The sequence below is a fragment of the Jeotgalibacillus sp. R-1-5s-1 genome, from assembly GCF_004405105.1.
GTDB lineage: Bacteria > Bacillota > Bacilli > Bacillales > Jeotgalibacillaceae > Jeotgalibacillus.
Map to the genome: position 1 here is coordinate 101,940 of NZ_SORW01000002.1, position 13,707 is coordinate 115,646.

General features: G+C 43.8%; 12 protein-coding genes and 1 other annotated feature (1 of these 13 cut by a window edge). Of the genes, 11 read left to right on the forward strand and 1 reads right to left on the reverse strand.

Annotated elements, in window-relative coordinates; all coding sequences use genetic code 11:
• Positions 1-132 (forward strand) — a binding site (T-box leader); it begins 85 nt to the left of the window's first position.
• A gap of 55 nt (positions 133-187) precedes the next feature.
• The 11 genes from trpE to odhB all read left to right on the forward strand — a co-directional run bounded on the left by trpE (position 188) and on the right by odhB (position 13,458).
• A complete protein-coding gene (gene trpE, locus E2491_RS00540; protein ID WP_134371458.1) occupies positions 188-1,591 on the forward strand; it encodes an anthranilate synthase component I in 1,404 nt (467 codons plus the stop codon).
• Positions 1,588-2,160: an anthranilate synthase component II gene (locus E2491_RS00545; RefSeq protein WP_134371460.1), complete on the forward strand. Its 573-nt coding sequence runs from the start codon at positions 1,588-1,590 to the stop codon at positions 2,158-2,160. The genes trpE and E2491_RS00545 overlap by 4 nt, the downstream gene beginning before the upstream one ends.
• A gap of 14 nt (positions 2,161-2,174) precedes the next feature.
• Positions 2,175-3,197 (forward strand): anthranilate phosphoribosyltransferase, encoded by a 1,023-nt coding sequence (gene trpD / locus E2491_RS00550; protein WP_134371462.1) that lies wholly within the window; start codon positions 2,175-2,177, stop codon positions 3,195-3,197.
• Positions 3,194-3,967 (forward strand): indole-3-glycerol phosphate synthase TrpC, encoded by a 774-nt coding sequence (gene trpC / locus E2491_RS00555; protein WP_134371464.1) that lies wholly within the window; start codon positions 3,194-3,196, stop codon positions 3,965-3,967. The genes trpD and trpC overlap by 4 nt, the downstream gene beginning before the upstream one ends.
• The gene (locus E2491_RS00560) at positions 3,964-4,581 is read left to right on the forward strand and encodes a phosphoribosylanthranilate isomerase (RefSeq protein ID WP_134371466.1); all 618 of its coding nucleotides are present in this window, start codon (positions 3,964-3,966) and stop codon (positions 4,579-4,581) included. Before trpC ends, E2491_RS00560 begins: the two co-directional genes overlap by 4 nt.
• Positions 4,578-5,777, forward strand: a complete 1,200-nt coding sequence (gene trpB, locus E2491_RS00565; RefSeq protein WP_134371468.1) for a tryptophan synthase subunit beta — start codon at positions 4,578-4,580, stop codon at positions 5,775-5,777. Before E2491_RS00560 ends, trpB begins: the two co-directional genes overlap by 4 nt.
• On the forward strand, positions 5,777-6,565 hold the full coding sequence (trpA, locus tag E2491_RS00570) for a tryptophan synthase subunit alpha (protein WP_134371470.1): 789 nt from the start codon (positions 5,777-5,779) through the stop codon (positions 6,563-6,565). The genes trpB and trpA overlap by 1 nt, the downstream gene beginning before the upstream one ends.
• A 551-nt stretch (positions 6,566-7,116) precedes the next feature.
• Positions 7,117-7,785, forward strand: coding sequence for a response regulator transcription factor (locus E2491_RS00575; protein ID WP_134371472.1), 669 nt, complete (start codon positions 7,117-7,119; stop codon positions 7,783-7,785).
• Complete coding sequence (locus E2491_RS00580; RefSeq protein WP_134371474.1) at positions 7,782-9,185, forward strand: sensor histidine kinase; 1,404 nt, start codon at positions 7,782-7,784, stop codon at positions 9,183-9,185. Before E2491_RS00575 ends, E2491_RS00580 begins: the two co-directional genes overlap by 4 nt.
• Before the next feature lie 197 nt (positions 9,186-9,382).
• Positions 9,383-12,199, forward strand: a complete 2,817-nt coding sequence (locus tag E2491_RS00585) for a 2-oxoglutarate dehydrogenase E1 component (protein WP_134371476.1) — start codon at positions 9,383-9,385, stop codon at positions 12,197-12,199.
• A gap of 14 nt (positions 12,200-12,213) precedes the next feature.
• The gene (gene odhB / locus E2491_RS00590) at positions 12,214-13,458 is read left to right on the forward strand and encodes a 2-oxoglutarate dehydrogenase complex dihydrolipoyllysine-residue succinyltransferase (protein ID WP_134371478.1); all 1,245 of its coding nucleotides are present in this window, start codon (positions 12,214-12,216) and stop codon (positions 13,456-13,458) included.
• A gap of 87 nt (positions 13,459-13,545) precedes the next feature.
• Here the strand turns inward: odhB and E2491_RS00595 are convergent, their stop codons facing one another.
• A complete protein-coding gene (locus tag E2491_RS00595) occupies positions 13,546-13,680 on the reverse strand; it encodes a sporulation histidine kinase inhibitor Sda (protein WP_134371480.1) in 135 nt (44 codons plus the stop codon).
• Positions 13,681-13,707: the final 27 nt, after the last annotated feature.

The window sequence follows — 13,707 nt, forward strand, 5'->3', positions numbered from 1 at the left end:
ATGGACCTGTGAGTCGACATCTGAACATGTAGTAGGATGATCCGGTTTATGCCCGTTAGCGCATGTATAAGAGGAAGCAGCACAGGCTGTTTCAATCAGAGGTGGCACCGCGGATGTATGTCCGTCCTCCGTACAGACTTCTAGTTCTGTACGGAGTTTTTTATTATTTGAAAACGAGGTGTTTGAGATGAGCAGAGTAGAGCAAAAAGCGATCGGACTAAGGAAAATAGACGGGGATTCCCTGACACCTATTTCCATCTTTCAGACGATCAAAGGCAATAAGAAATGTCTCCTGGAAAGTTCATTAAAATATGAAGAGTCAGGAAGATATTCATTTATTGCTGCAAACCCCTTTATGGAATTAAAAGGGTCAGGCAGCGAGACTGAAGTGAAGGATTATCAATCAAATGAAGTAAAAATTGAAAAGGTTAAACCGCTTGAAAAGTTAAAAGAAGTCATAAATTCTTATAAAGAGCTTGTTCCGGATACGTTTTTACTGCCGGGTGGCGGAATCGGTTACATCGGCTATGATACGATTACCGCTTATGAGGAAATCGGTTTCACACCGGAAGATGAACTGAAAATGCCTGATATTCATTTAATGTTTTACGAGACGATAGTGATGTACGATCATAAACGCCATGAAGTGACGCTGTTTACTTTTGACCCGGCGCAGAAGGCTTCGTCTGAAGAACTGAACCTGAGACTCGATGAGCTGGAAAAGCAGTTGTTTGACTACGGTGCCATAACGCCTCAGTCAGATTTAACCGGCGTATTGCAGTACGAATCAAATATAGAAAAAGAAGCGTTTAAGGAAAATGTTGAAAAGGCAAAGGAATATATCCGAAACGGTGATATTTTTCAAATCGTTCTTTCTCAAAGGCTAACAGCCCCGTTTACCGGTTCGCCGTTAACATTTTACAGACACTTGAGAAAAGAAAATCCTTCTCCTTACATGTTTTATATTGATTTTGAAGAATACCTGATTCTCGGGGCTTCTCCGGAAAGTCTGATTAAAGTAAAAGGAAATGATGTAACGACCAACCCGATCGCCGGAACAAGGAAGCGCGGTAAAACACCTGAAGAAGATCAGGCATTTGCAGAAGAACTGCTGAATGACATCAAGGAACAGGCTGAACACAAAATGCTTGTTGACCTTGGAAGAAATGATCTTGGACGTGTTTGTGAGATTGGATCAATTACTCTTCCTAAATATATGGTCATTGAGAAATATCAATTCGTGATGCATATCGTATCAGAAGTGAAAGGAACGCTTCTGAAAGGAATTTCCCCACTCGAAGCATTGATTGCCACGCTGCCTGCAGGAACGGTATCAGGTGCACCAAAGATCAGAGCCATGCAGCTGATCAATGAGATGGAGACGGTGAAGCGTGGCGTATATGCAGGCGCAGCAGGCTATATTGGCTTCGACGGAAATTTGGATTTTGCTTTAGCCATCAGAACGATGGTCATTAAAGATCAAAAAGCCTATGTGCAGGCAGGTGCGGGAATTGTGTATGATTCGGATCCTGAAAGTGAGTATCAGGAAACGATCAATAAAGCAAAATCTCTGCTGGAGGTAGGCGCATGATCTATTTAATTGATAATTATGATTCATTTACGTATAATCTCTACCAATATTTAAGTGAGTTTGACACGGTGAAGGTCGTCAGAAACGATCAATTTACCATAGAAGAGCTGAGACAGGAACAACCAGATGCCATTGTGTTATCACCAGGGCCGGGACATCCGGCTGACGCGGGGAAATGTATAGAGGTGATTCAAAGCTTTAAAAAAGACATCCCGATCATCGGTATTTGCCTTGGACATCAGGCAATAGGTGCAGCATTTGGCGCAGAAATCATCCGTGCTGAACATATTTTGCACGGTAAGGAATCCGTCCTTATTCACGATGATCCAAACCTGTTTGGTGAGGAAGAAGGCCTCTCAGTCATGAGATATCATTCGCTTGTGATTGATAAGAACTCGTTACCTGAGGAGCTTGAGATCAAAGCAGTTTCCAGTGGAGATGAGGAAATTATGGCGGTCAAACACCGCGAGCATCCAATTATCGGGCTGCAATTTCACCCGGAATCAATTGGAACACTGACCGGGAAGCAGATGCTGAAAAATTGCCTGGCCTTGTTAAACGCTATTTAAAGGAGAGAGTTGAGATGAGAGAGTTTATTAGTTTAGTTGAGAGAGATCAGCATTTAACAGTTGAACAGATGAGACGTGCAAGTGAAAAACTATTTAATCAGGACACATCGCAGGAAGAAATCAAGCAATTTCTTCTTGAATTAAAACGTAAAGGTGAAACGGCAGATGAAATTACCGGACTCGTATCTGTCGTCAGGGAAATCGCCGGACGTTATGATACATCCGCTCAGCATATTATGGACAATTGCGGAACGGGTGGCGATGGCTCTCAAAGCTTTAATATCAGTACTTGTGCAGCATTTGTCATCGCAGGTGCAGGAATCCCGGTGGCCAAACATGGTAATCGCAGTATCTCAAGTAAAACAGGCAGTGCTGATGTTTTAGAGCACCTTGGTGTACGACTTGATCTTACAAAAGAGGATACGAAAACATTGCTCGAAGAACAGCAAATTACTTTTCTTTTTGCACCATTTGTTCACGCTGGCATAAAGAACGTCATGAAAGCGAGAAAAGAGCTTGGTGTTCCAACCATTTTCAACCTGATCGGACCGTTAACAAACCCGGTTGAACTGGATACCCAGCTGATTGGCATATACAGGAGAGATATGCTTCATACGATGGCTGAGGCGATGAAACAGTCCGGACGCAGACGTGGAGTTGTTTTAAATGGTGCCGGACATCTAGATGAAGCCTCTCTTGCCGGTAGGAACTATCTGACGCTGCTGGAGGATGGAAAAATCACTTCTTTCACACTTCACCCTGAAGAGATTGGCATGGAAGTTGTGCCGAATGAGAAAATCAAAGGCGGAGATGCGAAAGATAATGCTGAGATTTTGCTGTCTGTTTTAAACGGAGAAGAATCATCATTTAAAGAAACGGTGGTTCTCAATGCCGGTATTGCGATTTTTGCCTCAGGTAAAGCTTCAAGTGTGATCGAAGGAATAAAACTGGCGCGTAAAAGTATTGACTCTAAAGAAGCACTAAAAAAGCTGAAGGCCCTCGTTGAGTACAGCCGTCAAAAGGAGACAGTCAGATGACCATATTAGATCAGATTATTGAGAAGAAAAAAGAAGAAGTGGCAGCACTGACAGATCATGATTTTACAGGTGTCATCAAAAAGCCGCTCCCACTGACGTTTTTAAAAGGACGTCATCTCGGCGTCATTGCTGAAATCAAACGGGCATCTCCATCTAAAGGATTAATTAATCCTGACATTGATCCGGTTAAACAGGCTAAAATTTACGAGCAGTTCGGAGCAAGTGCCATATCGGTTCTGACCGACGAAGCGTTTTTCAAAGGGTCCATCGAGGATCTAAGGGCCGTTTCGGCAGCCGTTTCGATTCCTGTTCTTTGCAAAGACTTTATAATTGATGAACGCCAGATCTTACGCGCTGCTGAGGCAGGTGCATCCATCATCCTGCTGATTGTTGCTGCACTGACCGATGAACATTTGTCGAGACTTCATGCGTATGCGAAATCGCTGAATCTGAACGTACTGGTGGAAGTTCATGATGAGGAGGAACTCGACCGTGCAATTGGTGCAGGGGCTGAATTTATCGGAGTCAACAACCGGAATTTAAAGACGTTTGAAGTAGATCTTGGAATCAGTGAACGTCTCGGGGCCATCATGAAGGATCAAAATGTTTCTTTTATAAGCGAAAGCGGTATTTTCACTGAAGAGGATGCAAGGCGCGCAGCTCGTGCTGGAGCCAATGCCGTCCTGGTCGGGGAGTCTCTGATGAAAGCAGCCGACACCGGCAGTCTCTTATCATCTTTACAGGTTCCCTTAAACGGGGATCAGACATGATCGTAAAAATATGCGGACTCATGAACAAAGAAGATGTTACAGCGGCGGTTGAAGCAGGGGCAGATTATCTTGGCTTTGTGTTCGCCAAAAGTAAAAGAAGGATTACGTATGAACAAGCCGGAAAAATGAGCGAGGACGTGCCCTTACATGTAAAAAAGGTTGGGGTATTCGTCAATCCAGAAATGTCTGAGATTGAAGAAGCTATCCGTATTGCCGGCATTGATCTTATTCAACTTCATGGTGATGAATCACCTGAATTTTGCCGCGAAATGAAGAAACCTGTTATAAAGGCTGTCAGCATCCACTCAGAAGAGGATGTTTTAAAGTTTGAGAAATACGATGTTCATCATGTTTTAGCTGACGCACCGGGAACAGCATACCGCGGAGGAAGCGGCCATTCCTTTGACTGGAACTACTTGAGTCATAACGACCATCATGAACAGCTGATCCTTGCAGGTGGACTGACACCTGAAAACATTCAGCAGGCAATCAATGAAGTGAAGCCTGCCGGTGTGGACGTATCCAGCGGTGTAGAGACAAACGGTAAAAAAGATCATCAGAAAATGAAGCAGTTTGTAAAAAACGCAAAACAAACCGGGAGTGAAATGATATGACAACTTATGCACAGCCTGATATTAACGGTCAGTTCGGTCAATTCGGAGGAAGATTTGTTCCTGAAACACTTATGAGAGCCGTTCTGGAACTTGAAGAAGCATACAAAGAAGCGCAAAACGATCCTGAATTTCACAAACTTCTTGAACATTATTTAAAGGACTATATCGGACGTGAAAATCCACTTTATTACGCTGAAAATTTAACAAAAAAAATAGGCGGATCCAAAATTTATTTTAAGCGGGAAGATTTGAACCATACAGGTGCTCATAAAATCAACAATACGATTGGTCAGGCACTGCTTGCAATTAGAATGGGGAAAAAGAAAATTGTAGCTGAAACAGGTGCCGGTCAGCACGGTGTTGCAACAGCCACAGTTTGTGCACTGCTGAACCTGGATTGTGTGATTTATATGGGTGAAGAGGACATCAGAAGACAACAGCTGAATGTTTTTAGAATGGAACTACTCGGCGCGCGCGTTGAAAGTGTCTCTCAGGGAAGCGGTACGTTAAAGGATGCTGTTAATGAAGCAATGAGATACTGGGTAACCAATGTTGAAGACACTCACTATATTATTGGTTCAGTACTCGGACCACATCCGTTCCCTCAGATGGTACGTGATTTCCAGAGTGTGATCGGAAAAGAAACGAAGAAGCAGATCCTGGAAAAAGAAGGGCGTCTCCCGGATGAAATCATTGCCTGTATCGGTGGTGGAAGTAATGCGATGGGAATTTTCCACCCATTTATTAATGATACAGAAGTAAAATTAACCGGTGTAGAAGCGGCTGGATCGGGTATTCATTCCGGCAAGCACGCAGCAACTCTTACTGCAGGAGATGTCGGTGTTTTACACGGTTCTCTCATGTACCTGCTACAAAATGACGATGGGCAGATTCAGGAGGCACACTCTATTTCAGCCGGCCTGGATTATCCGGGTGTCGGGCCGGAGCACAGCTACCTGCATGAAACGAAGCGCGTTCACTATACATCGGTAACAGATAATGAAGCGCTTGATGCACTGCAGCTGATGAGCCGCACAGAAGGAATTATTCCTGCACTCGAAACGGCCCACGCGATTCACTACGCTGTGGAGTCTGCAAAAGCGGGTAACCCTGAGGACATTATTGTTGTTTGTCTTTCAGGTCGTGGAGATAAAGACGTCAATACAGTGAAGGCTGCATTGGAGGAGAGAGAATAATGGGGAAAATCGCGATTCAGGAAGCAATTGAACAGGTAAATGCACGTGGGGCAAAAGCGTTTGTTCCGTATATTATGGCTGGAGATCCATCATTAAGTGAGCTGAAAGATCAGCTGCTTTATTTACAGGAATCCAATGCGACTGTGGTTGAACTGGGCATTCCATTTTCAGATCCCGTGGCCGATGGACCTACGATTCAGGAGGCCGGAAAGCGCGCATTAAAAAGCGGGACCACTCTCCCTAAAATCCTGAGCGTTCTGAAAGAAATAAAAGATGATATAACCGTTCCAATCGTACTGATGACGTATATTAATCCTTTATTTAAATATGGTCTTGGCAAGGTATTCGAAGACATTGAAGCGGCAGGTGTTTCGGGTCTAATTATTCCGGATTTACCTTTAGAACAATACTCGCTCATTGAAACGCACATTAAAAAAACAGACCTTGCACTCATTCAGCTGGTGACGTTAATGAGCCCGGATCAGCGAATTGAAAAACTGGCCAAGCTGTCTGAGGGCTTCGTGTATGCCGTTTCTGTTACAGGCATCACCGGAGAACGTGCGACGATCAGTGATCAGCTTGAAGGGTTTATCCAAAAGCTCAAAAAACACAGCCCGGTTCCGGTATTAGCTGGTTTCGGAATCTCCTCTCCTGAACAGGTGGCACAAGTTGCTTCACTTGGTGACGGCGTCATCGTCGGAAGTAAAATCGTCGACCTCCAGCACAAAGGAGAACAATCTAAAATACGCGAACTCATCCACGCAGCAACACAACCGTCTGTGATTTAAGGTTTGTAAACCCGATGTGATAAAGGTGATGAACATCCCTTAGGTTTGTTAAATATAAACAATTGCAAGTCATACAATCAGTCCCAGAGACATCCACAGACTCATGCGTCATAAATGTACAAGTTGACTCAATGGTCCAATGTTTTTACATTAAAATAATCAGCTTTTTGCATATACAAAGGGCTGAGGGGCATCCGCAGACTCCTATGGCTGAAAGGGACAGGTGAAACCGATGCGCGAAGCGCAGCGGGTTCACCGCCCGGCCTCAGAAAAGCGGAGACGGGCGTTTAGGGACGTACAAACTGGACTGGCCCCGACGGAGATAAAGGAAACACAGTGAACGGAGTGAGCTGATGTTGACTTATCGGACGAGGGGACGGGAAGTTTGCTAGTCCCTGCCCGTCGCAGCTAGACAATGGAAAGCGGAGGATGCCCCTCAGCCCGGTTTTAATATTTTACAACCTGAAAAACCGGTTTCTATAATGGAAACCGGTTTTACTTTTGTAAATCAGGTAAAATAAATAAAAAGAGTATGACAGAGGTGACTGGCATTGACGAGAATCCTGCTGATTGAAGACGAAAAAAACCTGGCCCGTTTCATCGAGCTCGAACTTAAATACGAAGGGTACGAGGTATCTGTGGAATATGACGGTCGGGACGGATTAAACCTTGCCCTGACAGAAGAATTCGATTTGATTCTCCTTGATTTAATGCTCCCTTCCTTAAGCGGAATGGAAATCTGCAGAAGAATCCGTCAGGCAAAAGATCTTCCAATTATTATGATTACAGCAAAAGATGGTGTCATGGACAGGGTCTCTGGCCTTGACAGCGGGGCTGATGATTATATCGTTAAACCATTCGCAATTGAAGAACTCCTCGCCAGAATGCGCGCGCTGCTGAGAAGGCTGTCACCTGTAGCAGAGGACGCCCTTTCACATAAGGATTTATCAGTTAATCTGAAATCCTATAAAGTCATTAAAGGGAACGAAGAGCTGACATTAACAAAACGGGAATTCGATCTTTTAAAAATGCTTCTCGAAAATAAAGATATTGTTTTAACACGGGACCGGATTCTCGAAAAGGTATGGGGCTATGACGCAGAAGTTGAAACGAATGTTGTGGACGTTTATATTCGCCATCTTAGAAATAAGCTCGATCCCGAACAATCATCTTCCTACATCGAAACGGTTCGCGGGACAGGGTATGTGATCCGATCATGAAAAAACTCAAGGAAAAGTGGCTGCAATTATCAATCAGGTGGAAATGGACTTTTTCAGCGGGAGCTTCAATTTTTTTATCATTTTCTATTTTCAGTGTCATTTTAATTTTTGCAATGAGCCAGTGGATGCTTCAGGAGGAAGAGAATTCAGTCCGTTCAGTCGTATCTGATCTTGAACAGTTTTATCAGAGCAGAAGTCCGATGATCACGATGAACGATATTGAAGACAGCAGGGAACTGGCCCAGCAGATTTATGATCAGGGCCAGATTATTACATTCTACAATGAAGACGGGTACGAATTGTTCACCCTGCAAAGAAGAGGGGAAGCTGACATTTCAGTCCCGTTTGTCCCTGTGGAAGATACAGTGCTATCAGAAGAGCGAATTGATGGCCGTAATTTACTGCTTGCTGCTTTTCCGATCGAATCCCAGGGGTTTAATGGTTATATATATGTCATTCATCCTCTCGACTCGTATCAGTCGATGGTTAATTATATGATCTTTTTGTCGATTATTTTAGGGCTTGGTGCATTATTGTTCAGTGCAGTGGCTGCTTACTTTTTAGCGGGGAAATTTATTCAGCCTGTTACAGCACTCGGAAAGACGATGAAAAAAACACAACAGGAAGGCTTTCAAAATCAACTGATGGTACCCGAAGTGCAGGATGAGGTCGGTGGTTTGATTGACATTTTTAACGATATGATGAAAGAGCTTGAGAAAAACTTCCTGAAGCAGCGTCAATTTGCGGAGGATGCCTCACATGAAATGAGAACCCCGCTGCAAATTATAGAAGGTCATCTTGCCCTGATTCAGCGATGGGGAAAGAAAGACCCAGAGATACTTGAAGAATCACTGTCTATTTCTCTTCAGGAGCTCGAAAGAATTAAAAAGCTTGTGAATGACCTGCTGCTCCTTTCAAAGGCAGACCGGGATATGATCAGAGAAAATCTCACACCTCTTAATCCAGTAGACACAATCCATGATGTATGCAGAAAGATGAAATCGATCTATAAGGATCGTGATATCAAGTGTCAGGCGGAAACCGCACAGATCGGCATTGAAAAAGAACACCTTGAACAGGTGCTCATTATATTTATTGATAACGCACTGAAATATTCTCCAGACGGGACACCTGTTACATTAACAGGAGAAAAAGCCGGTGATATGTATAGGCTTACGATCATTGATGAAGGTGAGGGAATATCTGAAGAACATCTTCCACACATATTCGACAGATTTTACCGTGTCGATAAATCAAGAAGCCGTGAAGCCGGTGGTAACGGTCTTGGGTTGTCTATTGCCAAGCGCCTTTTAGACATGTATAAGGTCGGTGTAGCCATAACCAGTTCATCAGATGGAACAAAAGTCAGGATGGAATTTCCAATCTATTCAAAGGACTAGCGTGTAAAAGAGTGAATTACTATTCACTTTTTTACACTCACAATTTTTAAAAAAATTCATCGAAACGCTTTATCTCAGTCCTTTACAGTGATAAAATGGCTCTGTAAGCGTTTTAGTGATTTATAAAACTATATTTACATAGCATTTCTGTAAATTTAGATATTTCAGAAATGTCCAAGACGTTGGAGGTTTTCAAAATGAGAAAACAGGCGGAGCAGGACTCATCTTTATTAAGTTTTTCGGGGCCAAACCTTGGCTATATGATGGAGATGTATGATCTTTATCTTGAAGATCCGTCATCAGTCGATGAAGAACTGCAGCAATATTTTAAAGAAAACGGTTCCCCTTATAAGTCCGGGAATCAGAAAGCAGAAGTCAACATCGAAGGAACTGATTACAGTAAGGTGATTGCAGCGGTTCAACTTGCCGACAGCATTCGTGCATACGGACACCTTGCAGCAGATATTAATCCGCTCCATGATAAGAAAAAGGACACAGAAAGAATTGAACTTGAAACTTACGGACTGACAAAGGAAGATCTTGAAAAAATCCCTGTCGATATTTTAATCGAAAATTCGACTGATGAAGTGACAAATGGGTACGAGGCCATTGAGTATTTAAAGAAAATGTACACGCGTACCATTGCGTTTGAATATGCTCATGTTCATGACCGCGAAGAGAAGAAGTGGCTGAAGAATTATATTGAATCCGGTTCACTGGATGCTTCAATCTCAGATGACAAAAAGAAAGAGACCTTAAACCGCCTCGTGCAGGTTGAAGGATTTGAAAATTTTGTTCATAAAACGTTTGTAGGACAGAAACGTTTCTCTATTGAAGGTCTTGATACGATGGTGCCTTTACTTGATGAAATTATTCAATCGACTGTAGAAAAAGGGGCGCGCTCTATCAACATCGGAATGGCTCACCGTGGACGCTTGAACGTGCTGGCACACGTGCTTGAAAAACCGTATGAAATGATTTTTGCAGAATTTCAGCACTCGCCAAGTAAAGATCTGATCCCGTCTGAAGGATCAATCGGGATTACATATGGCTGGACCGGTGATGTGAAATATCACTTAGGTGCAGACCGGAACCTGGCTAAAAACGAAGCTAAAACACGCATTACACTTGCAAATAACCCGAGTCACCTTGAGGTTATCAGCCCGATCGTAGCCGGTTATACAAGAGCTGCTCAGGAAAATCGTTCAGAAGCAGGGATTCCTGATATTAAAACAGAATCTTCACTGGCGATTATGATTCACGGCGATGCAGCTTTCCCGGGTCAGGGAGTTGTAGCAGAAACCCTTAACATGAGCCAGCTGCGCGGCTATCATACAGGCGGATCTATCCACGTGATTGCCAACAATATGATCGGATTTACAACAGAATCATTTGACTCACGTTCGACACAGTATGCTTCTGACACGGCAAAAGGATTTGAAGTGCCAATTCTTCACGTCAACGCAGATGATCCGGAAGCCTGTCTGGCAGCAGCCATCATGGCGAGCGAATACCGTGCGACGTTCAGCAAAGATTTTGTCATTGATCTGATCGGTTACCGCCGATTCGGCCACAACGAAATGGATGAGCCGATGGTAACGAACCCTGATATGTATACGTATATCAAAAACCACGACAACGTACGTAAGCTTTATGAAGATAAGCTTGTAGGAAATAAAACGCTTTCAGCTGAAGAGGCACAGAAAATGAGGGAAGACCACATGGCTCACCTTCAGAAAGCGTATGATTCGGTGCCGAAATCTGACAAAGAGCGTGATATTTCAATGGAACCGCCGGAAGATGTGACAGGTTCGCTTCATGATTTTTCAACAGGCGTTAAGCTTGACCGCCTGACTGCCATGAACCAGGACTTACTCTCATTCCCTGAAGGTTTTAATGTATTTAAGAAGCTTGAAAAAATCCTTCAGCGACGTCAGGACCCATTTGAAAAAGACGGAAAAGTTGACTGGGCTCACGCTGAGACACTCGCCTTTGGTGCAATCCTGCAGGATGGTACACCAATCAGACTCAGTGGACAGGATTCCCAGCGCGGAACTTTCGCTCACCGTCACCTTGTCCTTCATGATGAGAAAACGGGTGAAGAGTACACGCCGCTTCATCATATCAAAGGTGCAAATGCATCCTTCTGCGTTTATAACAGTCCTCTGACAGAGGCTGCAGTAGTTGGATTTGAATATGGTTACAATGTCTTTTCAAAAGAGACACTTGTGCTCTGGGAAGCCCAATATGGTGATTTTGCCAATATGGCCCAGGTGATGTTCGATCAGTTTGTTTCTTCCAGCCGTGCGAAATGGGGACAGAAGTCAGGACTTGTAATGCTTCTTCCACATGGTTATGAAGGACAGGGTCCGGAGCATTCATCAGCCCGAATGGAGCGATTCCTTACGCTTGCTGCTGAAAACAACTGGACTGTCGCAAATCTGACAAGTTCTGCACAGTACTTCCACATTTTAAGAAGACAGGCCGCGATCCTGAAAAAAGAGGAAGTCAGACCGCTCATTATTATGACACCGAAAAGTCTCTTAAGACATCCGCTCGTTTCGAGAGGTGTTGAGGAGTTTACTGAAGGCGGCTTCAGACCGCTGATTGAGCATCCAGAGCTCGGTAAAGAGACTGATAAGGTAGAGCGTATTGTTCTATCATCTGGTAAAGTTGGCATCGATCTGCTAGAGCGTGCTGAAAAAGAAGATAACAATGACTGGCTGCACCTAGTCCGTATAGAAGAGATTTATCCTTTCCCTATGCAGGAAGTAAGAGAGATCTTCAGTCGCTATCCTAACCTGAAGGAAGTTGTCTGGGTACAGGAAGAGCCTAAAAACATGGGTGCATGGACATTTGTAGAACCAAGACTTTTAGAGCTCGCACCGGAAGGCGTCAAAGTCGATTATATTGGAAGGAGACGCCGAAGCAGTCCAGCTGAGGGAGACCCTACCGTTCATAAAAAAGAGCAGGAAAGAATCTTAGAACAATCCGTAGTCAAAGGGAAAGAATAGAGGAGGAAGTCGCAGTGGCAGAAATTAAAGTTCCAGAATTAGCTGAATCAATTACAGAGGGTACAATTGCACAATGGCTTAAACAGCCTGGTGACCAGGTTGAAAAAGGCGAATATATCGTTGAGCTTGAGACAGATAAAGTAAACGTTGAAGTGATTTCAGAAGAGGCAGGCGTTATCAAGGAACTGAAAGCCGATGAAGGCGACACTGTTGAAGTAGGACAGGTGATTGCAATCGTTGAAGCTGGTGAAGGCGGAAGTACAGCATCAGCTCCTGAAACTGTTGAAGAGGCACCAAAGGAAAGTCCGGCTCAGGAAAGTAAGGAAAAAACAGCTGAAGTGACAGAAGAAAAGAAAGGCCGTACGATTGCATCTCCTGCAGCACGTAAGCTGGCAAGAGAAAAAGGAATCGACCTGTCTGAAGTATCAACGGTTGATCCGATGGGCCGCGTGAGAAAACAGGATGTTGAGAATCACGGATCAAAGCCTGCTGCTTCAGAGCCTAAAAAGGAAGCACCAAAAGCGAAGCAGGAGACTGCGCCGAAGAAAGAAGATACTAAACCGGTTGTACGCGAAAAAATGTCACGCCGTCGCCAGACTATTGCAAATCGTCTTGTAGAAGTACAGCAGACTGCAGCCATGCTGACTACATTTAATGAAATTGACATGACTTATGTGATGGATCTGCGCAAACGTAAAAAAGACCGCTTCTTCGAAACGCATGACGTCCGTCTTGGATTTATGTCTTTCTTCACGAAAGCAGTTGTTGCAGCACTTAAGAAATACCCTTACGTAAATGCTGAAATTGATGGCGATGAAATCGTCCTGAAGAAATATTACGATGTAGGTGTAGCGGTTTCTACTGAGGACGGTCTGGTTGTCCCAATCGTCAGAGACTGTGACCGCAAAAACTTCGCAGAGATTGAGCAGGAAATTGTAAACCTTGCTGAAAAAGCGAAGAGCAAAAAGCTTCAATTAAGTGATTTGCAGGGAGGATCGTTCACCATCACAAATGGTGGTGTGTTTGGTTCACTATTGTCAACACCAATCTTAAATGGTCCTCAGGTTGGTATACTGGGCATGCACACCATCCAGTTACGTCCTGTTGCCATTGATGCAGAGCGCACACACAACCGTCCAATGATGTACGTAGCGCTTTCATATGATCACCGTATTATTGATGGAAAAGAGGCAGTTGGATTCCTTAAAATGGTCAAAGAACTGCTGGAGAATCCTGAAGATCTTCTTCTTGAAGGTTAATGATTAAAGGTGGAGCCTGAAGAGTCAGGCTCCACCTTTTTTGACCAATTAAAAACACGCAGCACTATGTCTGCGTGTATGTAACCATTATTTTCTGTTTCGTCCGGCGTTAATGCCTCTTTTTTGAATTTCCTTGCGTAAAATCACCTGAGTATCGTGTTCTCCATGTTTCTCAGCGTCACGGTAAGCGGATAAAAGCTGTTCGTTACTCAAAATTTTCAATGGATGAAACCTCCTTAGTGATTATTT

Coding starts and splice junctions, on each gene's coding strand:
- trpD (WP_134371462.1), top strand. CDS start 2,175: ATGAGAGAGTTTATTAGTTTAGTTGAGAGAGATCAGCATTTAACAGTT.
- trpE (WP_134371458.1), top strand. CDS start 188: ATGAGCAGAGTAGAGCAAAAAGCGATCGGACTAAGGAAAATAGACGGG.
- E2491_RS00560 (WP_134371466.1), top strand. CDS start 3,964: ATGATCGTAAAAATATGCGGACTCATGAACAAAGAAGATGTTACAGCG.
- E2491_RS00585 (WP_134371476.1), top strand. CDS start 9,383: ATGAGAAAACAGGCGGAGCAGGACTCATCTTTATTAAGTTTTTCGGGG.
- E2491_RS00580 (WP_134371474.1), top strand. CDS start 7,782: ATGAAAAAACTCAAGGAAAAGTGGCTGCAATTATCAATCAGGTGGAAA.
- E2491_RS00545 (WP_134371460.1), top strand. CDS start 1,588: ATGATCTATTTAATTGATAATTATGATTCATTTACGTATAATCTCTAC.
- trpB (WP_134371468.1), top strand. CDS start 4,578: ATGACAACTTATGCACAGCCTGATATTAACGGTCAGTTCGGTCAATTC.
- trpA (WP_134371470.1), top strand. CDS start 5,777: ATGGGGAAAATCGCGATTCAGGAAGCAATTGAACAGGTAAATGCACGT.
- trpC (WP_134371464.1), top strand. CDS start 3,194: ATGACCATATTAGATCAGATTATTGAGAAGAAAAAAGAAGAAGTGGCA.